This window comes from Cyanobium gracile PCC 6307 (assembly GCF_000316515.1).
Classification (GTDB): Bacteria; Cyanobacteriota; Cyanobacteriia; order PCC-6307; family Cyanobiaceae; genus Cyanobium; species Cyanobium gracile.
Window position 1 is genome coordinate 2,087,532 of record NC_019675.1, and the last position, 22,330, is coordinate 2,109,861.

General features: G+C 70.7%; 19 protein-coding genes, 1 tRNA gene, 1 other RNA gene and 1 pseudogene. 9 read left to right on the forward strand and 13 right to left on the reverse strand.

All coding sequences use genetic code 11. The features are described 5' to 3' along the window. Nucleotides 1–59 precede the first annotated feature (59 nt). Both CYAGR_RS10150 and CYAGR_RS10155 read left to right on the forward strand, forming a co-directional pair. On the forward strand, nucleotides 60–1,490 hold the full coding sequence (locus CYAGR_RS10150; protein ID WP_015109719.1) for an NADP-dependent isocitrate dehydrogenase: 1,431 nt from the start codon (nucleotides 60–62) through the stop codon (nucleotides 1,488–1,490). A gap of 44 nt (nucleotides 1,491–1,534) precedes the next feature. Further along, nucleotides 1,535–2,908 (forward strand): (Fe-S)-binding protein, encoded by a 1,374-nt coding sequence (locus CYAGR_RS10155; RefSeq protein ID WP_015109720.1) that lies wholly within the window; start codon nucleotides 1,535–1,537, stop codon nucleotides 2,906–2,908. On the opposite strand, the gene CYAGR_RS10160 is transcribed toward CYAGR_RS10155, so the two are convergent. Continuing rightward, nucleotides 2,890–4,335 carry a four-carbon acid sugar kinase family protein gene (locus CYAGR_RS10160; protein WP_015109721.1) on the reverse strand — a complete coding sequence of 482 codons (1,446 nt, stop codon included), beginning with the start codon at nucleotides 4,333–4,335 and terminating at the stop codon, nucleotides 2,890–2,892. The two genes, CYAGR_RS10155 and CYAGR_RS10160, sit on opposite strands and share 19 nt — an antisense overlap. Nucleotides 4,336–4,352: 17 nt before the next feature. On the opposite strand from CYAGR_RS10160, the gene CYAGR_RS10165 reads away from it, so the two are divergent. Next, nucleotides 4,353–5,546 carry an FAD-binding oxidoreductase gene (locus CYAGR_RS10165; protein WP_015109722.1) on the forward strand — a complete coding sequence of 398 codons (1,194 nt, stop codon included), beginning with the start codon at nucleotides 4,353–4,355 and terminating at the stop codon, nucleotides 5,544–5,546. Here the strand turns inward: CYAGR_RS10165 and CYAGR_RS10170 are convergent. The 6 genes and pseudogenes from CYAGR_RS10170 to CYAGR_RS10190 all read right to left on the reverse strand — a co-directional run bounded on the left by CYAGR_RS10170 (nucleotide 5,525) and on the right by CYAGR_RS10190 (nucleotide 13,695). After that, nucleotides 5,525–6,388 carry an aldose epimerase family protein gene (locus CYAGR_RS10170; protein ID WP_015109723.1) on the reverse strand — a complete coding sequence of 288 codons (864 nt, stop codon included), beginning with the start codon at nucleotides 6,386–6,388 and terminating at the stop codon, nucleotides 5,525–5,527. The two genes, CYAGR_RS10165 and CYAGR_RS10170, sit on opposite strands and share 22 nt — an antisense overlap. After that, the gene (locus CYAGR_RS10175; RefSeq protein WP_015109724.1) at nucleotides 6,385–8,517 is read right to left on the reverse strand and encodes an acyltransferase family protein; all 2,133 of its coding nucleotides are present in this window, start codon (nucleotides 8,515–8,517) and stop codon (nucleotides 6,385–6,387) included. The genes CYAGR_RS10170 and CYAGR_RS10175 overlap by 4 nt, the downstream gene beginning before the upstream one ends. Further along, entirely contained in the window at nucleotides 8,517–10,628 is a 2,112-nt protein-coding gene (locus tag CYAGR_RS10180) for an acyltransferase family protein (protein ID WP_015109725.1), read from the reverse strand. The genes CYAGR_RS10175 and CYAGR_RS10180 overlap by 1 nt, the downstream gene beginning before the upstream one ends. After that, nucleotides 10,628–12,307 (reverse strand): acyltransferase family protein, encoded by a 1,680-nt coding sequence (locus CYAGR_RS19185; RefSeq protein ID WP_043325705.1) that lies wholly within the window; start codon nucleotides 12,305–12,307, stop codon nucleotides 10,628–10,630. Before CYAGR_RS19185 ends, CYAGR_RS10180 begins: the two co-directional genes overlap by 1 nt. 139 nt (nucleotides 12,308–12,446) lie before the next feature. Continuing rightward, nucleotides 12,447–12,614, reverse strand: a pseudogene (locus CYAGR_RS19410) (hypothetical protein); the annotation flags it as partial. A gap of 175 nt (nucleotides 12,615–12,789) precedes the next feature. Beyond that, nucleotides 12,790–13,695, reverse strand: a complete 906-nt coding sequence (locus tag CYAGR_RS10190; RefSeq protein WP_015109726.1) for an alpha/beta fold hydrolase — start codon at nucleotides 13,693–13,695, stop codon at nucleotides 12,790–12,792. Nucleotides 13,696–13,773: 78 nt separating this feature from the next. On the opposite strand from CYAGR_RS10190, the gene CYAGR_RS10195 reads away from it, so the two are divergent. Then, nucleotides 13,774–14,097: a hypothetical protein gene (locus CYAGR_RS10195; RefSeq protein WP_015109727.1), complete on the forward strand. Its 324-nt coding sequence runs from the start codon at nucleotides 13,774–13,776 to the stop codon at nucleotides 14,095–14,097. Nucleotides 14,098–14,110: 13 nt separating this feature from the next. Here CYAGR_RS10195 and CYAGR_RS10200 read toward each other — a convergent pair whose 3' ends face one another. After that, on the reverse strand, nucleotides 14,111–15,469 hold the full coding sequence (locus CYAGR_RS10200; protein ID WP_015109728.1) for a cation:proton antiporter: 1,359 nt from the start codon (nucleotides 15,467–15,469) through the stop codon (nucleotides 14,111–14,113). Between the two features lie 161 nt (nucleotides 15,470–15,630). On the opposite strand from CYAGR_RS10200, the gene CYAGR_RS10205 reads away from it, so the two are divergent. Continuing rightward, the gene (locus CYAGR_RS10205; protein WP_015109729.1) at nucleotides 15,631–18,192 is read left to right on the forward strand and encodes a glycogen/starch/alpha-glucan phosphorylase; all 2,562 of its coding nucleotides are present in this window, start codon (nucleotides 15,631–15,633) and stop codon (nucleotides 18,190–18,192) included. Nucleotides 18,193–18,235: 43 nt separating this feature from the next. On the opposite strand, the gene CYAGR_RS10210 is transcribed toward CYAGR_RS10205, so the two are convergent. The 4 genes from CYAGR_RS10210 to CYAGR_RS10225 form a co-directional block, all read right to left on the reverse strand. Continuing rightward, on the reverse strand, nucleotides 18,236–18,715 hold the full coding sequence (locus CYAGR_RS10210) for a hypothetical protein (RefSeq protein ID WP_043325708.1): 480 nt from the start codon (nucleotides 18,713–18,715) through the stop codon (nucleotides 18,236–18,238). Between the two features lie 81 nt (nucleotides 18,716–18,796). After that, the gene (locus tag CYAGR_RS10215; RefSeq protein ID WP_015109731.1) at nucleotides 18,797–19,114 is read right to left on the reverse strand and encodes a hypothetical protein; all 318 of its coding nucleotides are present in this window, start codon (nucleotides 19,112–19,114) and stop codon (nucleotides 18,797–18,799) included. An 89-nt stretch (nucleotides 19,115–19,203) separates the two neighbouring features. Beyond that, complete coding sequence (locus CYAGR_RS10220) at nucleotides 19,204–19,455, reverse strand: hypothetical protein (RefSeq protein ID WP_015109732.1); 252 nt, start codon at nucleotides 19,453–19,455, stop codon at nucleotides 19,204–19,206. A gap of 68 nt (nucleotides 19,456–19,523) precedes the next feature. Next, nucleotides 19,524–19,597, reverse strand: a tRNA-Arg gene (locus CYAGR_RS10225). A 475-nt stretch (nucleotides 19,598–20,072) separates the two neighbouring features. On the opposite strand from CYAGR_RS10225, the gene CYAGR_RS18400 reads away from it, so the two are divergent. From CYAGR_RS18400 to rnc, 3 genes are all read left to right on the forward strand, one after another. After that, nucleotides 20,073–20,225, forward strand: a complete 153-nt coding sequence (locus CYAGR_RS18400; protein WP_156818446.1) for a hypothetical protein — start codon at nucleotides 20,073–20,075, stop codon at nucleotides 20,223–20,225. A 33-nt stretch (nucleotides 20,226–20,258) separates the two neighbouring features. After that, nucleotides 20,259–20,672, forward strand: an RNA gene (gene rnpB, locus CYAGR_RS16680) — RNase P RNA component class A. Between the two features lie 12 nt (nucleotides 20,673–20,684). Beyond that, nucleotides 20,685–21,440 (forward strand): ribonuclease III, encoded by a 756-nt coding sequence (rnc, locus tag CYAGR_RS10230; RefSeq protein ID WP_015109733.1) that lies wholly within the window; start codon nucleotides 20,685–20,687, stop codon nucleotides 21,438–21,440. On the opposite strand, the gene CYAGR_RS10235 is transcribed toward rnc, so the two are convergent. Next, entirely contained in the window at nucleotides 21,418–21,597 is a 180-nt protein-coding gene (locus CYAGR_RS10235; RefSeq protein ID WP_015109734.1) for an NAD(P)H dehydrogenase subunit NdhS, read from the reverse strand. The two genes, rnc and CYAGR_RS10235, sit on opposite strands and share 23 nt — an antisense overlap. A 186-nt stretch (nucleotides 21,598–21,783) precedes the next feature. Between CYAGR_RS10235 and rimM the strand changes: the two genes are divergently transcribed. After that, on the forward strand, nucleotides 21,784–22,299 hold the full coding sequence (gene rimM, locus CYAGR_RS10240) for a ribosome maturation factor RimM (protein ID WP_043327010.1): 516 nt from the start codon (nucleotides 21,784–21,786) through the stop codon (nucleotides 22,297–22,299). The last annotated feature ends 31 nt before the right edge of the window (nucleotides 22,300–22,330 follow it).

Below are 22,330 nucleotides of genomic sequence, written 5' to 3' on the forward strand. Positions count from 1 at the left end.
TGAGCAGAAAGCCAATGTCCCCGAAACCTAGGCTCATCGGCGTGTTCCGTGCCGACTCAATGGCCACATACGAGAAGCTCACCGTCCCAGCCAGCGGCACGGCGATCCGATTCGAGGGCGGCCAGCCGATCGTTCCCAACGACCCGATCATTCCCTTCATCCGCGGCGACGGCACCGGCGTGGACATCTGGCCCGCCACCCAGCGGGTGCTGGACGCGGCCGTGGCCAAGGCCTACGGCGGCGAGCGCCGCATCGAGTGGTTCAAGGTGTATGCCGGCGACGAGGCCTGCGAGCTCTACGGCACCTACCAGTACCTGCCCCAGGACACCCTGACGGCGATCGAGCAGTACGGCGTGGCGATCAAGGGGCCCCTCACCACGCCGATCGGCGGTGGCATCCGCTCCCTCAACGTGGCCCTGCGCCAGATCTTCGACCTCTACTGCTGCGTGCGGCCCTGCCGCTACTACGACGGCACCCCCAGCCCCCACAAGCGGCCCCAGGACCTGGATGTGGTGGTCTACCGGGAGAACACCGAGGACATCTACATGGGGATCGAATGGGAGGCGACCGATCCTGTCTGCCTTGAGCTGATCGCCCACCTCAACGACACGGTGATCCCCGCCAACGGCAAGCTGGGCAACCGCCGCATCCCGGAGGGTTCGGGGATCGGCATCAAGCCGGTGAGCAAGGCGGGCACCCAGCGCCATGTGCGCAAGGCCATCCGCCACGCCCTGGGGCTGGAGGGCGCCAAGCGCCACGTGACCCTGGTGCACAAGGGCAACATCATGAAGTTCACCGAGGGGGCCTTCCGTGACTGGGGCTACGAGCTGGCCACCACCGAGTTCCGCGACCAGTGCATCACCGAACGGGAGAGCTGGATCCTGGGGAACCTGGAGGAGAAGCCCGGCCTCAGCATCGAGGACAACGCCCGCCTGATCGAACCCGGCTACGACAGCCTCACCCCCGAGAAGAAGGCGGCCGTCGACGCGGAGGTGGCCTCCGTGCTCGACGCCATCGGCACCAGCCACGGCGGCGGCCAATGGAAGTCGATGGTGATGGTCGACGACCGCATCGCCGACAGCATCTTCCAGCAGATCCAGACCCGGCCCCAGGAGTATTCGGTGCTCTGCACCCTCAACCTCAACGGCGACTACATCTCCGACGCGGCGGCGGCGGTGGTGGGCGGCCTGGGCATGGCACCGGGGGCCAACATCGGCGACAACGCGGCGATCTTCGAGGCCACCCACGGCACTGCCCCCAAGCACGCCGGCCTCGACCGCATCAACCCCGGATCGGTGATTCTCTCCGGCGTGATGATGCTGGAGTACATGGGCTGGCAGGAGGCGGCCGACCTGATCACCGCCGGGATCAGCGCCGCGATCGCCAACAAGGAGGTCACCTACGACCTGGCCCGGCTGATGGAGCCCCGCGCCGAGGCCGTCAGCTGCTCCGGCTTCGCCGAGGCCGTGGTGCGCCACTTCGGAGGCTGAAGCCGGGGGCGTGGGGGCCCGGGCGAGCCATCAGAATGGTCGCCATGAGCCTTCCGTCCCTCGCGACCAGCGGGTCCCCTGCTGCCGGGGCGCCCGGCGCCGGCTTCATCGCCGCCGACCCCTGCGTCCACTGCGGTTTCTGCCTGCCCACCTGCGCCAGCTACCGGGTGCTGGCGACCGAGATGGACTCACCCCGGGGACGCATCCATGCCCTCAAGGCCATCGACGCCGGGGAGCTGGCGCTGGATGCCACGGTGGCGAAGCATTTCGACACCTGCCTGGGCTGCTTCGCCTGCGTCACGGCCTGTCCGGCCGGCGTGCGCTACGACGAGCTGATCGAGACCATGCGGCCGCGGCTGAACGCACCCGAGCTGCGCAGCCCCGGCCAGCGCGCCTTCCGGCGTCTGCTGTTCGCCCTGCTCCCCTACCCCGGGCGGCTGCGGGCCCTGCTGGCCCCCCTGCGGGCCTACGCCGGCACGCCCCTGCAGGCCCTGGCGCGCCGCAGCGGCCTCACCCGCCTGTTCGGGCCGCAGATCGCGGCGATGGAGACCCTGCTCCCGCCCCTGCCCGCCCAGTCCTTCCGTGACGACTGGCCGGTGCTGGTGGCGGCGGTGGGGCCCCGCCGCCACCGGGTCGGGCTGGTGCTCGGCTGCGTGCAGCGGGTCTTCGAGCCGGGGGTGAACGCCGCCGCCGTCCGGGTGCTGGCCGCCAACGGCATCGAGGTGGTGATCCCCCCCGACCAGGGCTGCTGCGGTGCCATGACCCACCACCAGGGGGAACTGGAGCAGACCCGGGAACTGGCGGCGGCCCTGATGGCCAGCTTCGAAGCGGTGATCGGTCCGGGGCGGCCGGGGGGCCCCGAACCCCTCGATGCCCTGCTGGTGGCCGCCTCAGGCTGCGGTCACACCCTCAAGGCCTACGACCAGATCCTCGGCACCCGCCATCCCGTGCTGGGGAGGGTGGCCGACCTGCAGGAATTCCTGGACGAGGTCGGGCTCAGCGAGGGCTTCCAGGCGGCGCTGCGCCCCCTGCTCCACGACGACGGCACCCCCGCCAGCGCCGAGCGCCCCGTTGAGCTGGCTTATCACGATGCCTGCCACCAGCTCCACGGCCAGGGCCTGGCGGCCCAGCCCCGGCGCCTGCTGGGCCGGATTCCCCATGTGCGGATCCGCGAGGCCACCGAAGCCGGAGTCTGCTGCGGCAGTGCCGGCATCTACAACCTCGTGCAGCCGGAGGAGGCCGCCGAACTGGGCCGGATCAAGGCCGCCGATCTGAGCGGCACGGGCGCCCAGCTGGCCGTGAGCGCCAACATCGGCTGCACGCTGCAGATCCGCCAGGCGATGGAGGCGCAGCCGCGACCGCTGCCGGTGGTCCATCCGATCGAACTGCTCGATCGCAGCTACACCGGTCCGGCCTGAGTTTCCATCCAGCACCAGGCCTCCCACAGGGTGCCCGGGTCGCCGAGATTGCCGGGGAAGGTGAGCACGGGCAGGGGTTCCTGATCGGAGTCCGTGGCGGCCAGCACCACCGACAGACCCGGCAGCAGCTGGCCCTGGAGCTCCACCAGCTCCAGGGCCAGCCCGTCGGCCAGGAGGGTATGGGTGGTGATGCCCCCCTTGCTGATCAGATAGCCCAGGGCGGGAGCCACGGCGGCGGCCAGCCGCGCCATCACCCCCGCCAGGGCCAGGCCCAGCGCCCGGCGCTCGCCGGCCTGGCGGCAGCGGGCCTCACCACGGCTGGTGTAAAGCACCGGCGTGCGGCCCCCGGCCAGCGCGTCCGCCAGGCGCCGCCCCCAGGCCTGCTCCAGGGAGGCAAGGAGCAGGGCAGGTTCCGGGCCCTCCAGCAGCCGTTGGACCTTGGCCACCTCCACCTCAACCCCGACGCAGCCGGGCGCCGCCAGCAGCCGCTCCAGCTGCCGGTCGGCCAGGGGCACGTGGGAGCCCACCAGCACCAGCCCCGGCAGGGGGCCGTCGCCGCCGCGGCGGCGCAGGGCGGCCAGGGCCGCCGGCGCCAGCGGCTGGGGCGGCAGCGAGGCCAGAGCCTGGATCAGGCTGGCGGCGCTCTGGAACAGGAAGCGGCGGGGGCGCCCAGCGCCGAGGCCATCACCGGGGCCATCACCGGGGCCATCATCCGCCGTGGATCCGGCGATCAGGGAGCGCACCGCGGTGGCCAGGGACGCCAGCTGCCGCTCGGAGGCACCGTCCACCGCCACGCAGACATTGCCCTCCAGGCGGGCCAGGTGGCGGAGGAGGGCAGGGCCGCCGGCCTCCAGCTCCCGCCAGCCGATGCGGTCCACGGCGGTGGCCGGGATGCGGCCGCCGCTCTTCTCCTCCACCCAGTCCGGTAGATGGCTGGTGGCGTAGGCGAACAGTCCGTCCCGGGCGAACGGGCTCTCGTGCACCGGCCGGCCGTGCAACCGGTGCTCCCCATCCACGGTGGTGCGCCCCCCCTCGAGGAACGCCGGCACCAGCAGGGTGGCGTCGAAGGGGCCGAGCTCGGTGGCGATCACCTCCACCTCCAGCGGGAAGTGGCCCCGCAGGGTGGAATCGCCCCGGCTCACCACCAGCCAGCTGGCGATGGTGCCGGCCGCCATCGCCCGCTCCAGAGCGGGCCGGAGGGCGCGGCAGATCTCCCGCACCCGCTCCGCCGCCGCCGCCGGCGCCAGGGCCCGGGTGTTGGCCAGCAGGAACAGCAGCGGCGACGGGTGGGCCAGGCCGGCCGCCAGGGTCTCGGCGTCCCAGCGCAGCAGCAACGGACAGCCGTGCACGGTCTGGGAGCCGGTGGGGTCGTCGTCGATGACGACGATCTTGAGCCCGGGCCTGGGGTCGAGCGTTGCCTGCGCCATGGCACCATCGTGCCGTGATGCGACCTGAGCCCAGTGAGCTGCAGGAGCTGGTGCGGGACCTGCACCGGCAGGGTTCGGCCTGGCTGCCGGCGGGCCTGGGCACCCGGCTTGACTGGGGCTCGCCCATCGAGGGGCCCTGCACGGTGGTCAGCTGCGCAGCCCTGCGGGGGGTGCGGGAGTTCAATCCCGGCGACTTCACCATCACCGTGGCCGCCGGCACACCACTGGTGGAGGTGCAGGACGCGCTTGGACACCAGGGGCAGTGGCTGTCCGTGGATGCCCCCTGGGGAGACGACGATGGCGCCGCCGCCGGCAGCATCGGCGGCCTGGTGGCCCGGGGCCTGGCGGGCGGCTACCGCCAGCGGTATCTGGGGGTGCGCGACCAGCTGATCGGCCTGGCGCTGATGCGGGCCGACGGGGTGACGGCCAGGGCCGGCGGCAAGGTGGTCAAGAACGTCGCCGGCTACGACCTGATGCGGCTGTTCACCGGCAGCTGGGGCTCCCTGGGCCTGATCACCGAACTGACCCTGCGCACCCTGCCCCAGCCGCCCCTGCGGCGCAGTGTCTGCTTCCAGGGAGGGGCCGAGGATCTGGCCGGCCTCAGCCGCTGGCTGCTGGGCTCCAGCCTCAGCCCGGAACGGATCGACTGGTGGAACGGGAGCCTCGCCGCCGCCGCCGGGCTGGACCCGGAGCCCCTGCTGCTGATCGGCCTGGCCAGCGTCGATGCCGCCACCCTCCAGGAGCAGGTGCGCTGCCTGCAGGAGCGCAGCACCCTGCCGGCCAGGGTGCTGGACGCCGCCAGCACCGGCACCTGGCTGGCCCGCGCCCGGGGGGGCACCGCCACCGCGCCCGCCTGGCTGTTGCGCCTCGGCGTCAGCCCCGACCGGCTCGGGACCCTGATGCAGGCCCCGGCCCTGGCCGGACTGGCCGTGGACATGGCCGCCGGCAGCGGCCTCGGCCTGGCCTGGTCAGACCCCACGGAGCCCCAGCCGGACGTGTCGTCCGCCCAGGTGGGCGCTCTGCGCAGCCTCTGCAGCGAACTCGGGGGCCATCTCACCGTGCTGCGTCAGCCCCCGGGCGCCGGCCTGACGGCCTGGCTAGATGCCCCCTCCCGCCCCCTGATCGAGGCGATCAAGCGCCGCTTCGATCCGGCTGGCCAGCTGGCGCCGGGCCGGCTCCCGGGCGTCGCTCAGAGGCTCTCGACGGTGTAGCGGCAGCCCAGCTCAAGGGATTCGCCGGCGGGCACCAGCAGGCGCCGCTCCCCGGTGCTCAGGGCTCCCCGGGGGCCGCTCCAGGGCTCCAGGCAGAGCATCGGCCGGGGCGGATCGCTCCACACCACCACCAGATCCATCGGAGCGGCGGGATGCAGCGTCACCGCCCGGCCGCCTGCCAGATCCACCAGCCGCACCGGGCCCTGGCCGCTGCAGAGGAAATCCACCCCCTGCTCCAGCCGGGACAGTTGATCGGCGGTGACGGCGGGAGCCATGGTGAGGTGGTCGAAGCAGTCCACCGGCAGGCCTTCGAGCCGGACGCGGGAGAGATCGGCGACGGCGATGTAGGGGTGCAGACCCAGGCTGAAGGGGAGGGGATCGGCGCCGGCCCCGCCCCGGTGGCTGACCCGCGCCGTGATCGCCAGGGCCGAGGGCTGCAGCCGCAGCTCCAGCTCCAGGGCGAAGGCGAAGGGGAAATGGGGGCGGCTCTGCGGGCCGTCCTCGAGGCGCAGGGCCACGCCGCTGCCGTCCGCCAGCGGGGTGATGGACCAGGGCAGATCCCGGGCGAACCCGTGCTGGGGCAGTGGGAAGCGCCCCTGGGGCAGCACGAGCGCGTCGTCGGGCAGGTTGCCGCAGATGGGGAAGAGCACCGGGATGCCGCCCCGCACCGATTTGGCGGGGTCGGCGAAGCGCTCCGCATCGAAGTAGAGGATCTCCCTGCCGCCGCAGCACCAGCCGGTGACCAGCCCGCCGCGCTCGGGGGCGACCGTGAGCGCATCGCCGCTGGACGGATCGGTGAAGCGCCAGTGGGGGGAGTCCCCGGTGGGGGATTGCAGGATCATGGGGAGGGGGAAGCGGTGGGCCGAGGGCTGGTGAGCCCCTGCTGCTGGAGGAAACGCTCGAACGGGGCTGCCAACGACCGGCTCCCCGACACGCTCAGGTGGTGGGAATCGGCATAGAGCGGCGTGCCGTCGGGCCGGCGGTAGACCACCCGGCCGTCGGGACCCACCAGATAGGGGGTGGGGTCGAAGACATGGACATTGGGCAGGCCAGCGGTCACCTGGGCGAGCAGCCCGCCCAGGGTCGCCCGCATCCGGGCGGTGGTGGCGGCATCGCCGGCGCAGCTGCTGCCGGCGGGGTCTTGACAGGCCACCGGCTCCCTGGCCAGGGACGGGTTGTCGACCACCAGCACCAACTGGATGCCCTGGGCCGCCAGCCGTTCGGCGTAGGCCCGCATGCCGCCCACCCAGGCCCTGCGCACCTCGGCGATGCGCAGGCGGCGCTCGCCCAGGTAGGTGGGGGCCCCGTAGCCCCGTCCCTCCACGTCGTTGCTGGCCAGGTAGTTGTGCAGGAAGCCCGACACCAGGACGATGTCCCCCGGCTGGAGGCGCTGCAGGGAGCGCTCCATCTCCCCGTCGGAGAACTGGCGGCAGGATTCGTAGCGGCCCTGCTGCCAGGTGACGGTGAGCTGCGGATCGATCAGGCAGGCGCCCATGGCGGCAAAGGTGAGGCGCTGGCCGGTGCGGGCGGTCACCGCATCCAGCATCGGCAGGAGGTGCTGGGCGTGGGAATCACCCAGCAGGAAGATCTCCCGGGCGCCGGGGAGGCCGGGCCGGTTGCACTTGTCGAAATTCGGCCGGGTGGTGGCGTTGTAGGGCTTGCCACTGGCCACCGTGCAATCACTGGTGATGCCGGTGCCCGGGATCAGGGGATTGAGGGCATGGACCCGCTCGCTGATCGGCACCGGATCGGCGTCCTTCCCCTGGAACAACAGGCCGCGGAACTGGTGGTGCAGGGCATCGATGCCGATCCACAACCCCCCCACCGCCAGCAGCGCCAGCAGCGTCTCCCACCACCACTTCAGGGGATACCGGCGCACCGGCTGCTCCACCAGCCCGTACGCCGCCACCGCCAGCACCACGCTCCCCGCCACCGCCACCACGTACTGCCACCACGTCTCCATCCCCCACGTCCACCGCAGCAGCACGATCACCGGCCAGTGCCACAGGTACAGCGAGTACGACAGCAGCCCGCACGTCAGCAGAAACCGCTCCAGCCACCGCCCCGGCAGGAATCTGCCCCCCTCGCCGGGGCCCGCCTGCAGCACCAGCAGCGTCCCCACCACCGCCGGCAGCACACCCGGCACCGGGAAGCCCTCACGCTCCGACGTCATCACCACCGCCCACAGCAGCAGCGCCGCCCCCGCCAGCCGCGGCCAGCGGCCCTGCAGCCAGCTCGCCCCCACCAGCCCCCGCCGCTGCGCCACCAGCAGCAGCGAGCCCACTGTCAGTTCCCAAAGCCGGCTCGGCATCAGGAAAAAGGCCGCCATCGGCGCGTTCTGCGTCCACCACCAGCTCGCCCCCAGCGACAGCACCACCAGCGCCACCAGCAGCGGCACACTGCGCCGCACCCCATAGCCGATCCCCACCATCAGCAGCGGGAACACCAGGTAGAACTGCTGCTCCACACCCAGCGACCAGGTGTGCAGAAAGGGATTCAGATCCGCATCCGTGGCGAAGTAATCGACCTGCCCCATCAGGAAGTTGTTCGACCAGCCGAACAGCGCCTTGAGGGCCACGTTGAAATACGGCCCGCTCTCCAGCGGCGGGATCAGCATCGCCACCCCCAGGCTCGTCACCCCCAGGCACACCAGCAGGTTCGGCAGCAACCGCCGCACGCGCCGCAGATAGAAATTCCCCAGACGGGGCCACAGCGGCTTGCTCGCCTGGCCCAGCAGCGAGCCCATCACCACGTAGCCCGAAATCACGAAGAAGATGTCCACCCCCGTGAAGCCACCCGGCAGCCACCCCTTGTTCAGGTGGAACACCAGCACCGCCAGCATCGCCGCTCCCCGCAGCGCATCGATGTCCGGTCGGTAGGCAAACCCACCCCCCTTCCCGCCGCCTCCGGACGCCGGGACGCTCGCCGCTGCGGCGGCTCCGGTGCTCGTGACGGCGGGGGCCACAGCCATCAGCGCCCCGCCGGGACCAGACCCGCCTGCGTCAGAAACCGCTCGAACGGCTCCGCGAGCGAGCGGCTGCCGCTGACGCTCAGGTGGTGGTTGTCGGCGAACAGGGGGGTGCCGTCGGGCCGGCGATCCAGCACCCGGCCATCCGCCCCCACCAGGTGGGGGGTGGGGTCGAACACATGGACGTTGGGCAGGCCGGCCGCCGCCGCCTCCAGGGTGTCGCGCACCGTGCGCTGCATCGCCGCCGTCACGGCGGGCTCGGGCGCGCAGCTCACGGCCGGGCCGCCGGTGGAGCGACGGCACTCCAGCGGCTTGCGGGCGAGCATCGGACTGTCCACCACCAGCACCAGCTGGATGCCGCGGGCGGCGAGCCGCTGGGCGTAGGCCCGCAGGTTGGCCACGTGGCGCGCCCGGGCCTGGGCGGGGGTGAGACGGCGGTCGCCGTCCATGACGTTGGCCTCGCTGGGGGTGCCGGCGGGAGTCACATCGCCCACGTAGTAGTTGAGCCAGGACGAGAGCACCACGACATCGCCACGCTTGAGGCGTTCCAGGGAGCGCTCCATCTCACCGACCACGAAGTCGCGGCAGGGGCCGTAGCTCTTGTTGCCCCAGCTCATCAGCAGGCTGGGATCGGTGAAGCAGGCCATCTGGTAAGTGAAGCTGATCCGCTGGCCGGTGCGGGCGGTCACCGCGTCCAGCATCGGCAGCAGGTGCAGGGCATGGGAATCGCCCAGCAGGAAGATCTCGCCGGCACCGGGACGGCCGGGGCGGCCGCAGCGCTCGAAATCGATGCGGGTGGTGTCGTTGTAGGGCTGGCCATACACGAGGCTGCAGCCGCTGCCGATGCCCGTGCCGGGGATCTGCAGGTTCTGGATGCGCTCGCTGCGGGGCACGGGATCGCGGTCGGTGCCCCGGAACAGGCGGTCCCGCAGGCCGTTCTGCAGGGCGTCGATGCCAATCCACAGCCCCCCCACCGCCAGCAGCGCCAGCAGCGTCTCCCACCACCACGTCAGCGGATGCCGCCGCACCGGCTGCTCCACCAGCCCGTACGCCGCCACCGCCAGCACCACGCTCCCCGCCACCGCCACCACGTACTGCCACCACGTCTCCATCCCCCACGTCCAGCGCAGCAGCACGATCACCGGCCAGTGCCACAGGTACAGCGAGTACGACAGCAGCCCGCAGGTCAGCAGAAACCGCTCCAGCCACCGCCCCGGCAGGAATCTGCCCCCCTCACCCGGGCCCGCCTGCAGCACCAGCAGCGTCCCCACCACCGCCGGCAGCACCCCCGGCACCGGGAAGCCCTCACGCTCCGACGTCATCACCACCGCCCACAGCAGCAGCGCCGCCCCCGCCAGCCGCGGCCAGCGCCCCTGCAGCCAGCTCGCCCCCAACAGCCCCCGCCGTTGCGCCACCAGCAGCAGCGAACCGATCGTCAGTTCCCACAGCCGGCTCGGCATCAGGAAAAAGGCCGCCATCGGCGCGTTCTGCGTCCACCACCAGCTCGCCCCCAGCGACAGCACCACCAGCGCCACCAGCAGCGGCACACTGCGCCGCACCCCATAGCCGATCCCCACCATCAGCAGCGGGAACACCAGGTAGAACTGCTGCTCCACACCCAGCGACCAGGTGTGCAGAAAGGGATTCAGATCGGCGTCCGGATTGAAGTAATCGATCTGGCCCATCAGGTGGTTGTTCGACCACCCGAACAGCGCCTTGATCGCGGTCATGAAGTAGGGCCCGTTCTCCCCGGGGGGCACCCAGAGGGCCACTGCCAGGCTCGTCACCCCCAGGCACACCAGCAGGTTCGGCATCAGACGCCGCACCCGCCGCAGATAGAACATCCCCAGCCGTGGTCCCAGCGGCTTGCTCGCCTGGCCCAGCAGCGAGCCCATCACCACGTAACCCGAGATCACGAAGAAGATGTCCACCCCCGTGAAGCCACCGGGCAGCCACCCCTTGTTCAGGTGGAACACCAGCACCGCCAGCATCGCCGCCCCACGCAGCGCATCGATGTCCGGCCGGTAGGCGAAACCTCCCCCCTTGCCGCTCCCTCCAGACGCTGGGCCGCTGGCCGCCGCGGCGGCTCCCTGACTGGTCGGTGCCGCCAGCATCAGCGGGCCCCCGGGATCAGCCCCGCCTGCGACAGGAACCGCTCAAACGGCTCCGCCAGCGAACGGCTGCCCGTCACGCTCAGGTGGTGGGAATCGGAATAGATGATCCTGTCCTGATCATTGCGGTAGCGCACCCGGCCATCCGGAGCGAGCAGATAGGGGGTGGGGTCGAACACATGCACGTTGGGCAGGCCCGCCGCCGCCGCCTCCAGGGTGAGGCGCACCGCCAGCTGGCCGGCGGCGGTGACGGAGGGGTCGGGGGCGCAGCTGCTGGCGGAGTCCTTCGGGCAGGCCACGATCTCACGGGCGAGGGGGGGATTGTCGACCACCAGCACCAGCTGGACCCCCCGGGCCGCCAGCCGCTGGGCGTAGTCCCGCATGCTGAGGATGTGGGCCTGGCGCACTTCGGCGACGCTCAGCCGCCGGCCTGAGAGGTAGGCCGGCTGCCCCTGGGTGATCCCGGCCGGGTCGGAACTGCTCAGGTAGTTGTTGAGGTTGCTGGAGATGATCACGATGTCACCCGGCCTGAGCCGTTCCAGGGCCCGCTCCATCTCCCCGGCCGCAAAGTCGGTGCAGGGCTTGTAGGGGCGGTTGTTGAGGAACAGCGTCAGCTGGGGATCAAGGAAGCAGGAGCGCTTGTTGGTGAAGGTGATGCGCTGGCCGGTGCGGGCGGTCACCGCATCCAGCATCGGCAGCAGGTGCTCGGCGTGGGAGTCCCCCAGCAGGAAGATCTCACCGGCCCCGGGACGGCCCGGCTTGCTGCAGCGCTCCAGATCCGAACGGCTGGCCTCGCTGTAGGGCGTCCAGTAGGGAATGGCGCAGGTCTGATCGATCCGGGTGCCCGGCAGGGTGGGGTTCCAGTCCTGCACCCGTTCGTAGAGGGGCACCGGGTCGCGGTCGGTGCCGATGAAGAAGCGGCCGCGCACCGAATAGTGGAGGGTGTCGATGGCCGTCCACAGCCCCCCCACCGCCAGCAGCGCCAGCAGCGTCTCCCACCACCACTTCAGGGGATACCGGCGCACCGGCTGCTCCACCAGCCCGTACGCCGCCACCGCCAGCACCACGCTCCCCGCCACCGCCACCACGTACTGCCACCACGTCTCCATCCCCCACGTCCACCGCAGCAGCACGATCACCGGCCAGTGCCACAGGTACAGCGAGTACGACAGCAGCCCGCAGGTCAGCAGAAACCGCTCCAGCCACCGCCCCGGCAGGAATCTGCCCCCCTCACCCGGGCCCGCCTGCAGCACCAGCAGCGTCCCCACCACCGCCGGCAGCACACCCGGCACCGGGAAGCCCTCACGCTCCGACGTCATCACCACCGCCCACAGCAGCAGCGCCGCCCCCGCCAGCCGCGGCCAGCGGCCCTGCAGCCAGCTCGCCCCCACCAGCCCCCGCCGCTGCGCCACCAGCAGCAGCGAGCCCACTGTCAGTTCCCAAAGCCGGCTCGGCATCAGGAAAAAGGCCGCCATCGGCGCGTTCTGCGTCCACCACCAGCTCGCCCCCAGCGACAGCACCACCAGCGCCACCAGCAGCGGCACACTGCGCCGCACCCCATAGCCGATCCCCACCATCAGCAGCGGGAACACCAGGTAGAACTGCTGCTCCACACCCAGCGACCAGGTGTGCAGAAAGGGATTCAGATCCGCATCCGTGGCGAAGTAATCGACCTGCCCCATCAGGAAGTTGTTCGACCAGCCGAACAGCGCCTTGAAGGGCCACGTTGAAATACGGCCCGCTCTCCAGCGGCGGGATCAGCATCGCCACCCCCAGGCTCGTCACCCCCAGGCACACCAGCAGGTTCGGCAGCAACCGCCGCACGCGCCGCAGATAGAAATTCCCCAGACGGGGCCACAGCGGCTTGCTCGCCTGGCCCAGCAGCGAGCCCATCACCACGTAGCCCGAAATCACGAAGAAGATGTCCACCCCCGTGAAGCCACCCGGCAGCCACCCCTTGTTCAGGTGGAACACCAGCACCGCCAGCATCGCCGCTCCCCGCAGCGCATCGATGTCCGGTCGGTAGGCAAACCCACCCCCCTTCCCGCCGCCTCCGGACGCCGGGACGCTCGCCGCTGCGGCGGCTCCGGTGCTCGTGACGGCGGCGATCAACTCGGCCCCCCTGGGTGGAGGGAAATGTACCGACCGGGGGCCGCCGCCGGGTTCAGCCGGCGGTCAGCGCGGCAACCGGGCTTGCCACCAGACCCGCCAGCCACTCCAGCAGGGCCCGGTTGACCTGGTCGGGCACCTCATCGTGGGGGCAGTGGCCCGCCTCGAGCACCACTTCGGTGGTGCGGGCGGGTGCATGCCGCTGGAAGCTGGCCCGGCGGCCAGCGGCGTTGATCCAGGGGTCGCGGATGCCCCAGAGCAGCAGCAGCGGGGCGCTGAGGTCGGCGAACAGTTCGTCGAGGGGCTGGCCGCGGGGAATGTCGAAGACGGTGCGGAAGACGCCGAAGGCTCCGGGATCGCGGGAGGGCCGCAGGATCGCCTCCACCAGCGCGTCATCGACGTTGGTGCGGTCGATGTACACCTGATTCAGGGTGCGGCGCACGGTAGCGGGCCGGCGCATGTTCTCGAACAGCAGGCGCTGCAGCACCGGGCTGCGCAGCAGGGCCGCGCCGATGGTTCGGCGGGCGATGGCCCCCCAGCCCCGCGGCGGCTCCTGCTCGTCGCTGAAGGGGCCGGCGGCATTGAGCAGGGCCACGCCGGCGGCCTGATCCCCCAGGGCCGCACCGGCGGCGAGGGCGGCGAAGCCGCCGAGGGAGTTGCCCACCAACACGGTGGGCCGGCCGATCCGCTCCACCACATAGGCGCAGAGCTGGTCGCGCCAGAGGGCGCCGCCGTAGGAGAGCCCAGCCGGCTTGGCGCTGCGGCCGAAGCCGAGGAGATCGATGGCATGGACCTCATGCGTCCGGGCCAGCACGGGAATGTTGAAGCGCCAGTGGTCGGTGGAGGCGCCGAAGCCATGCACCAGCAGGATCGCCGGCCCGGTGGGCTGCTCCGGAGCCGAGCGGATGGCGTGCACCCGATGGCCCAGGAACTGCCAGGGGATTTCGGGTGACGAAGCCATGGACGCAGGGGCGTTGCGGTGAAGGACGATGCTAGGAAGCCCGGCCAGCGTGCGGCCCCGCCCCCTGTGCCTGCCGCCATGTCCGACGCCTTCACCCTCGCTGACCTGAGCCCGTTGCTGCCGGGGGTGGCCCTTTGGGCCCTGGCCCTTTACCTGCCCCTGAGCGTGCCGCTGGGCCGGCTGGAGCAGGCCCTAGCCGAGGCGTCCCTGGAGGAGGGGCTGCAGCAACTGGTGCTGGTGGGCGGCAGCCTGCTGCTGGCCCTGGCGGTGGGCCTGGGGGTGGAGCTGCTGCTGAGCTGGGCCCTGGGTCCGGGCTGGGCCGGCAGCCTGGGGTTGATCGCCGTGCTCGGCAGCCTCTCGATCGGCCTGGCGGGCCGACGGGACGACGACCGCAGGTCCTGAGACGAGGCCGGGATCAGGCGGCCTGCTCGGCCGGGGCCTCCGCCGGGTCGGCAGGAACTTCGACGCCGCTGAGGGCCAGACGCAGCAGCAGGGGCGCCAAGAAGGTGGTGCCGATCACCATCAGCAGGATGGCCGCCTCCAGGGGCGCCGAGAGGATGCCGGCCTGGCTGCCCAGCCCCAGGAAGATCAGGCCCACCTCACCGCGGGGCATCATCCCCAGGCCCACCACCAGACGGTTGGTCTTCTCCTTGCTGAGGTAGCTCCAGCCTGCGGCCACCTTGCCGGCGATCGCCACCACCAGCAGGAACAGGGCGACCACCAACCCTTCGCGGTTGTCGGGATTGAGGGGATTCATCACCGACAGGTCCAGGGAGCTGCCGATCAGCACGAAGAACACGGTGGCGAACAGGGCCGCCAGGGGCTTCACCGACTGCTGGATGGCTTCGGTGTGCTTGGAGGCGCTGAGGATCAGACCGGCGGCGAAGGCCCCGAGGGCCGCCTCGAGGCCAATCGCCTCGGCGACGAAGCAACAAAGACCCAGCACCACGAAGCCGGCCACCGCCACCTCCCCCGGTGCCCTGAGCCGGTCGAGGACCCAGTCGAAGGCGGGGGCGGCCGTGCGGCTCAGGAACAGGGCCACCGCCACGAACACCGCCGCCGCCAGCACCAGCTGCAGGATCGGACCGGCGGAGAGCACCCCGTCACCGGCCAGAGCCACCACCACCGCCAGGATGACGATGCCGAAGATGTCGTCGAGCACGGCGGCGCCGATGACGGTCTGGCCCTCCCGGGTGCGGAGGAATCCGAGTTCCCCGAAGACGCTGGCGGTGATGCCGATGCTGGTGGCGGTCATCGAGGCGCCCGCGAACACCGCCGGAAACAGGGGCACATGGAACAGGAGGTAGAGCCCCGCCGTGCCCATGGCGAAGGGCAGCACCACACCGGTGAGGGCCACGGTGGTGGCCTGGCGGCCCACGGCCATCAGTTCGTCGAGTTCGCTCTCCAGACCCGTGAGGAACAGCAGGGCGTAGAGACCGAGCCTGGCGGTGGCCTCCAGGGAGGGGAAGCTCTCGGCGTAGATCGTGGCCACGGCCTCCGGGCTGACCCCGGCGCAGGCGCCGATCAGCTCGAGCATGCCCTGGTTGAGCTGGGCGTGGACCTCCGGCGGCAGGATCAGGTGCAGACCAGTGACGCCGACCAGAACGCCCGCCAGAAGTTCCCCGAGGATCGTGGGCAGACCGAGGCGCACCATCAGCTCCGCCAGGGCCCGGGCCGCCAGGAAGATGACCAGGTAGCGCCCCACCTGCAGCAGGGTTTCCACCGTCTCGATCTGGGTGTTGCCGACCTCAAGCAGCAGGCTGGGCGCGACCATGAACGAAATCAGTGGCGAACCGACGCTAAGGGCGTCGGCGTCGGTCACGTGTGCCGTTGCTGATCTCCCGACAGGCCGGGCAGGAGGAATGGCAACCACCGCTACGGTCTGGGAACGCACGGCAAGACCTGTGCCCGAGGGACCACCGCGCGCCGACCGCCATGACCGACCATCAGCCCCGCAACCTGAGCCTCCCCACGCCCGGGTGCTTCGCGGACCCCGATCGCAGCGGCCTGACGGCGACGGACGTGTTCGATGGCATGACCGAACACCTCTTCTACACGCTCGGCAAGCTGGCCCCCAGCGCCAGCCGCCACGACCTCTACATGGCGCTCAGCTACGCCGTGCGTGACCGGCTGATGACCCGCTACCTGGCCGGCATCGAGGCCATCGGCGCCAACCCCAAGCGCATCGTCGCCTACCTCTCGGCCGAGTTCCTGATCGGCCCCCAGCTCGGCAACAACCTGCTGATGCTCGGCATCCAGAAGGAGGCCGCCGAGGCCCTGCGCCAGTTCGGCATCAACGACATCGAGGAGATCCTCGACGTGGAAGAAGAACCGGGCCTCGGCAATGGCGGCCTCGGCCGCCTGGCCGCCTGTTTCCTCGAATCCCTCGCCACCCTCGAGATCCCCGCCACCGGCTACGGCATCCGCTACGAGTTCGGCATCTTCGACCAGCTCATCCGCGACGGCTGGCAGGTGGAGATCACCGACAAGTGGCTCAAGGCGGGCTGGCCCTGGGAGATTCCCCACCCCGACCAGGCCTGTTTCGTCGGCTTCGGCGGCCACACCGAGAGCTACCGCGACCAGAACGGTGCCTACCGCGTGCGCTGGATCCCCGCCGAGCACGCCATCGGCGTCCCCCACGACGTGCCAGTGCTCGGCTACCGGGTCAACACCTGCGACCGGCTGCGACTCTGGCGCGCCGATGCCACCGAATCCTTCGACTTCTACGCCTTCAACAGCGGCGACTATTACGGCGCCGTGGAGGAGAAAGTGGGCTCCGAGACCCTCTGCAAGGTGCTCTACCCCAACGACGGCACCGCCAAGGGCCGCCAGCTGCGCCTCAAGCAGCAGCACTTCTTTGTCAGCTGCTCGCTGCAGGACATGATCCGCAGCCTCGATGCCCGCGGCATTCCCGTCCAGGAGTTCCCCGACCACTGGGCCATCCAGCTCAACGACACCCACCCCTCCATCGCCGTCGCCGAGCTCATGCGGCTCCTCCTCGACGACAAGCACCTGGAATGGGACGCCGCTTGGGCCATCACCACCGCCTGCCTCTCTTACACCAACCACACCCTGCTGCCCGAGGCCCTCGAAAAGTGGGGCCTCGATCTCTTCGGGTCGCTGCTGCCGCGCCACCTCGAGCTCATCTTCGAGATCAACCGCCGCTTCCTCCAGCAGGTGCGCCTCAAGTACCCCGGCAACGACGCCGTCCTGCGCCGCCTCTCGATCATCGATGAAGCCGGCGAGCGGGCCGTCCGCATGGCCCACCTCGCCACCGTCGGCTCCCACCACGTCAACGGCGTCGCCGCCCTCCACAGCGCCCTGGTCAAGCAGGACCTGTTCCCAGAATTCGCCGCTCTCTGGCCCGAGAAGTTCACCAACGTCACCAACGGCGTCACCCCCAGGCGCTGGGTGGCCCTGGCCAATCCCCAGCTGTCGGCGCTGCTCGACGCCTCGATCGGCGACGGCTGGGTGCGCAACCTCGACGAGCTGCGCCAGCTGGAGCGCTACGTCGACGACAGCGGCTTCCTGGAGCACTGGGGGGCCACCAAGCTGTCGGTGAAGCGCCATCTCACCCACTACATCCATCGCCACACGGGCGTCCTGGTGGATCCCGCCTCGATGTTCGACGTGCAGGTGAAGCGCATCCACGAGTACAAGCGCCAGCACCTCAATGCCCTGCAGGTGATTGCTCAGTACCTGCGCATCAAAAACGGCCTGGCCGGCGGTATGGCGCCCCGCACCGTGATCTTCGGCGGCAAGGCCGCCCCGGGCTATGCCATGGCCAAGCTGATCATCCGTTTCATCAACGGCATCGCCGACGTCGTCAACGCCGACCCGGACATGGACGGCCGCCTGCGCGTCATCTTCCTGGCCGACTACAACGTCAAGCTCGGGGAGCGCGTCTACCCCGCCGCCGACCTCTCCGAGCAGATCTCCACCGCCGGCCTCGAGGCCTCCGGCACCGGCAACATGAAATTCATGATGAACGGCGCCCTCACCATCGGCACCCTCGATGGGGCGAACGTGGAAATCCGCGAGCAGGTGGGGGCCGACAACTTCTTCCTCTTCGGCCGCACCACCGAGGGCATCGCTGAACTCAAGGAGCAGGGCTACCGGCCCTGGGAGCTGATCGGCTCCACCCCGGAGCTGCCGGAGGTGCTGCATCTGGTCGAGAGCGGCCACTTCAGCAATGGTGATAAGGAGCTGTTCCTTCCCCTGCTGGAGAACCTCACCGGCCGCGACCCCTTCTTCGTGCTGGCCGACTTCGCGGCCTACCTGAAGGCCCAGCAGGACGTGAGCGAGGCCTGGAGCGACCGTCCGCGCTGGAATCGGATGTCGCTGCTGAACACCGCCCGCAGCGGCCTGTTCTCCTCCGATCGCTCGATCCGGGAGTACTGCGAACGGATCTGGCAGGCGGAGGAGTTCCCCGTCACCATCACCTGCGAGATCGACGAAGCCCCGGCGAAGGGCCGCCGCCTGCCGGCGGCGCCATGAGGATGGCCCGTTGAGGGGGGCCTGAGGGGGACCGGGGGGGGCTTCAGCCGCCCCGGTGATCGGGCAGATCGGGCGTCTGGTGCAGCAGGCGGTTGAGGCGCAGCCGGTCGGCGTTGAGGGGGTCGGGGGCGAGCTCCCCGGCCACCTCCCGGAAGGTCTGCTCGACAGGCTCGGGCACCCGCACATCGAAGATGCGCTCCATCAGGGCCTCGATGGAGAAGAGGTGGGCGTTGATGTTCTCCAGGTCGGCCATGGCCTGCTGGATCGCCTCATGTTCCGCGGGCGCCTCGGCACCGGCCTCGGCCGAGGCGGCTTCCGGGGCTGCGGGAGTGGGGGGGGTGTCGCCGTCGCCGTGCTGCTTCTGGAGCTCCTCCAGAACTCGGCCGGCGAGGGTGCGGAACGACTGCAGCGCGGCCCAGTTGAGCTCCTGCTGCTGACGCAGGCTGGGATTTTCGCGGATCAGCCGGTCGTGTTCCCGATAGAACCGCTGGCAATCAGGACATTGGCAGGGCTCTTCTGGCACCGCGTCCCTTCTTTCATTCAATGGTCATCATGGCACCGACCGGGATCACCCGAGCAAAGAGCGGCGTGGGAGCGGAAACGCTCAGGCGGCCATCGGGTCCTGATCGGGCTGGTCGCCGTCCTCCTGGAGCAGCGGCAGGGGAATCTCGATCGAACTGACCACCTGGATCACGTCGCGCAGGCGCATCGAATCGGCGAACCACCCCATGGCCTGCTCCACATCGCCGCGACGCTCGGCATCGCCGGCCTGCTCCTCGTGGGCATCGGCCAGCAGGGCCAGCCAACAGAGGCAGCGGGCCTGCACCACCGAGAGATCGAGATCATCAGGGTGGCTGTGGGCGATGGATTCGCTCTCCTGCTGCACCAGTAACCGCAGGCGCAGGTCGTGAAGCTGGGTCATCCACTGCTGACGACTGGGGCCACGCTAGCGGGAGCGTCCGGTTTGGGAAGCCCACCAGCAGTAGCGCTCGTTACGGCCCGGACCAGGATTCAGTTGCCGGCGTAGGCGATGCCCGCCTCCACCTCGGCGATCGCCTGATTCACCAGGGCGATCGCCCGCTCGCGGTGGCCACCTTTGTTGGGGGCAGCCATCTGCAGGGACGACCGGGCGCTGAACAGCGCATTGAGGGCGTTCTGCATGTTGGGCTGCTGGGCGACGGCGACGCCCGAGGCGACGACCGCGCCGGCGAGGAAGGCGACGGGGGTGGCCAGCCAGGGGGAAAACCGGGGACGGGAGACCATGACCTTAAGAATGTCTCAAGAAAATCTAGGCTGGCCGTGGCCTACCGCATGGCTTCCCGGCCGGGGAACGGGGCTGGCGGGACTCGAACCCACGACCTACGGTTTAGGAAACCGTCGCTCTATCCGGCTGAGCTACAGCCCCTTGGAGCCAATTATGGAGGGTGCCGGGATCCTGCAGGCCAAGCCGTGGTGCCCCTTGCCCGCTGCCAGTGCGGCAGGCAGAACCGCCGGCCCAGGCCAACGCCCTGCCTCCATCCGTGAACGCCTGGCCCGTTGGCATCGATGGACCCTCCGAGGCTGTCGGCTGTGGCAGCGACACCATCAGGAGTTCCGTCGTCGTCTTCCCTATCGGTTTCGCCTGCACTGCCGGCGGCAACAACCGGTTCGACGGATACCGGCAGTCCTTGATCCCTGCGGTAAGGCCAACCACGGCTGACATCATCTCGAGGCTGTTCGTCGACAACCTGCCCGTCCTCGGCACTGCCGCCGCCTTCAGTGTCTCCCGCAAGCTGCGCAGCCGCAGCAGGAATCGGGCGAGGAGGGCTCGACCCTGGCCGCCTGGAAGACGTTCAAGCGGCAGCTGGAGGCCACCAGCAACGAGCAGGAGCAGCGCGCACTTGCCCGGCAAGCTCATCCAGCCCATCAACCTCCTCCCCAAACCCGACCAGCCCTTCCCCGCCCTCAAGGAACACACCGTTGCCGCGATGGAATCCCGCTTCAATCCCCCCGCCCACGAGACCGACCAGGCCCGCTGCGGTCGCCTGCCGTGAGGCCCCGGAGGTCGCTGATTACAGTGACACAAGAAAGCAGGCGAGGTGATCGCGATCGGTGCGGTTCGGCCTTCGGGCCCGTACCGCGGCCGGTTGAGGAAAGTCCGGGCTCCCCAATGGCCAGGCCTGCTGGGTAACGCCCAGTGCGGGTGACCGTGAGGACAGTGCCACAGAAACACACCGCCGATGGCCCGGGCTTGCCCGGCGCACAGGCAAGGGTGCAAAGGTGCGGTAAGAGCGCACCAGCGGCATCGAGAGGTGCCGGCTCGGTAAACCCCGGCTGGGAGCAAGGCCCAGGGACAGCGGTTGGCCATCTTCCCCGTCCCGATTCCCATGCGCCGCTCGAGGCCGCCGGTGACGGCGGTCCCAGACAGATGATCACCCCCCCAGCCGGCGGTCCGCCGCCGGCTGGGGAGAACAGAACCCGGCTTACGTCCTGCTTTCCCCTCTTGCCTCGCGATGACTCCCCAGCGCCGCCAGCAACTCCTGGCCTTCCTGGAGAGCCTGGGCTTCGATGCCGCCTCCGGCCTGCTCCCCTCGGATCCAGCCGCCGCCGGCGCCGCCCTCGAGACCCTGGACGAGGCCCTCACCCACAGCTCCACCGGCCTTCCCCGTCACCACGACCGGCTGGAGTTCCTCGGCGACGCGGTGCTGCGCCTGGCGGCCGCCGAGTTCCTGCACCGCGAGCACCCGGGCCTGGGCGTGGGCGACACCTCCGCCCTGCGGGCCCAGCTGGTGTCCGACCGCTGGCTGAGCGAGCTGGCCTGCAGCATCGCCCTGGAGCCGGTGCTGCGTCTGGGGCCGATGGCCACCGGCGACCGGGCCGGCCGCGCCACCGTGCTGGCCGAATGCGCCGAGGCCCTGGTGGGCGCCGTCTACACGGTGGGGGGCGGGCCCTGGGGCGGCCTGGAGGCCGTGCAGCGCTGGCTGGCCCCCCACTGGCGGGGCAGCGCCGCCGAGCTGCTGGCCGACCCGGCACGCCACAACTGGAAGTCAGTGCTGCAGGAGTGGAGCCAGGGCCAGGGGAAGGGCCTGCCCACCTACCACTGCCTGGAGCGCAGCCGGGTGCATGGGGACCCGGAACGCTTCGAATGCCGGGTGGAGGTGGCCGATCTCAGCGGTGAGGGCCGGGGACGGTCCCGCCGGGAGGCGGAGCAGCAGGCGGCCCGGGCAGCGCTGGCGGGCCTCGCCCTCAGGCCTGCTCCAGGGTGCTGAGGGGCACGGTCACCAGCTTGTCCCAGTTGCCGCCCTCGAACAGCACGGCGGCCATCGCCCCGCTGATGCGCTGCACGAAGCCCTGGTAGCCGTTGTAGATCGAGCGGGGATCGCGCACCACCACGGTGGAACCGGGCAGGATCGGGCTGCTGGCCATGGCGGATGCCCCTGGGGGGGACCATCAAGTGGGGCCATTATCGATGCCGAGTCGTCCCCGTGGAGCCCCTGGCGTGTGCCCGTGGGCACCGCATCGGGACGTGACGCGATGATGCCCCGCGACGGAAGCGATCAGGCCGTGGCCGACACCAGCGACGAGGGGCCAGGGGCCGACCCGGGCGAGCTCATGGCCGTGGGGAAGGTGGTGGCGGCCCAGGGCATGGGCGGCGACGTGCGTCTGCTGCCCCTGAGCGACTTCCCCGAACGGTTCACCCAGCCCGGTCCCCGCTGGCTGCAGGCCCCCGGGGGCGCCCCCCGGCCGGTTCGGCTGCTGGCCGGCAGGCCCGTGCCGGGCAAAACCCTGTTCGTGCTGCGTCTCGAGGGGATCGGCGACCGCAACGCCGCCGAAGCCCTGGTGGGGCAGCACCTGCTGGTGTCGGCCGCCGACCGTCCCACCCTGGGGCCGGGGGAATTCCACCTCCTCGACCTGGTGGGGCTCCAGGTGCGGCTGCTGCCGGATCCCCAGGCGCCGATCGGCACTGTGACCGACCTGATCCACGGGGGCAACGATCTGCTGGAGGTGGAGCTCAGCGACGGCGGCCGGCGGCTGCTGATCCCCTTCGTGGAGGCGATCGTGCCGGAGGTGAACCTGGCGGAGGGCTGGATCGGCCTGACCCCGCCACCGGGTCTGCTGGACCTCTGAGCGGAGGGTCTGAAGCGGCTGTGTACCCCGA

Bases quoted from the DNA above. Each gene is read 5' to 3' on its own strand.
- CYAGR_RS19185 (WP_043325705.1), bottom strand. From the start codon at position 12,307: ATGGGGCAGGTCGATTACTTCGCCACGGATGCGGATCTGAATCCCTTT.
- CYAGR_RS10205 (WP_015109729.1), top strand. From the start codon at position 15,631: ATGACCGACCATCAGCCCCGCAACCTGAGCCTCCCCACGCCCGGGTGC.
- CYAGR_RS10195 (WP_015109727.1), top strand. From the start codon at position 13,774: ATGTCCGACGCCTTCACCCTCGCTGACCTGAGCCCGTTGCTGCCGGGG.
- CYAGR_RS10200 (WP_015109728.1), bottom strand. From the start codon at position 15,469: ATGGTCGCGCCCAGCCTGCTGCTTGAGGTCGGCAACACCCAGATCGAG.
- CYAGR_RS10170 (WP_015109723.1), bottom strand. From the start codon at position 6,388: ATGATCCTGCAATCCCCCACCGGGGACTCCCCCCACTGGCGCTTCACC.
- CYAGR_RS10190 (WP_015109726.1), bottom strand. From the start codon at position 13,695: ATGGCTTCGTCACCCGAAATCCCCTGGCAGTTCCTGGGCCATCGGGTG.
- CYAGR_RS10175 (WP_015109724.1), bottom strand. From the start codon at position 8,517: ATGGCTGTGGCCCCCGCCGTCACGAGCACCGGAGCCGCCGCAGCGGCG.
- rnc (WP_015109733.1), top strand. From the start codon at position 20,685: ATGACTCCCCAGCGCCGCCAGCAACTCCTGGCCTTCCTGGAGAGCCTG.
- CYAGR_RS10220 (WP_015109732.1), bottom strand. From the start codon at position 19,455: ATGGTCTCCCGTCCCCGGTTTTCCCCCTGGCTGGCCACCCCCGTCGCC.
- CYAGR_RS10180 (WP_015109725.1), bottom strand. From the start codon at position 10,628: ATGCTGGCGGCACCGACCAGTCAGGGAGCCGCCGCGGCGGCCAGCGGC.
- CYAGR_RS10215 (WP_015109731.1), bottom strand. From the start codon at position 19,114: ATGACCCAGCTTCACGACCTGCGCCTGCGGTTACTGGTGCAGCAGGAG.
- CYAGR_RS10150 (WP_015109719.1), top strand. From the start codon at position 60: ATGGCCACATACGAGAAGCTCACCGTCCCAGCCAGCGGCACGGCGATC.
- rimM (WP_043327010.1), top strand. From the start codon at position 21,784: ATGGCCGTGGGGAAGGTGGTGGCGGCCCAGGGCATGGGCGGCGACGTG.
- CYAGR_RS10165 (WP_015109722.1), top strand. From the start codon at position 4,353: ATGCGACCTGAGCCCAGTGAGCTGCAGGAGCTGGTGCGGGACCTGCAC.
- CYAGR_RS10235 (WP_015109734.1), bottom strand. From the start codon at position 21,597: ATGGCCAGCAGCCCGATCCTGCCCGGTTCCACCGTGGTGGTGCGCGAT.
- CYAGR_RS10155 (WP_015109720.1), top strand. From the start codon at position 1,535: ATGAGCCTTCCGTCCCTCGCGACCAGCGGGTCCCCTGCTGCCGGGGCG.
- CYAGR_RS10160 (WP_015109721.1), bottom strand. From the start codon at position 4,335: ATGGCGCAGGCAACGCTCGACCCCAGGCCCGGGCTCAAGATCGTCGTC.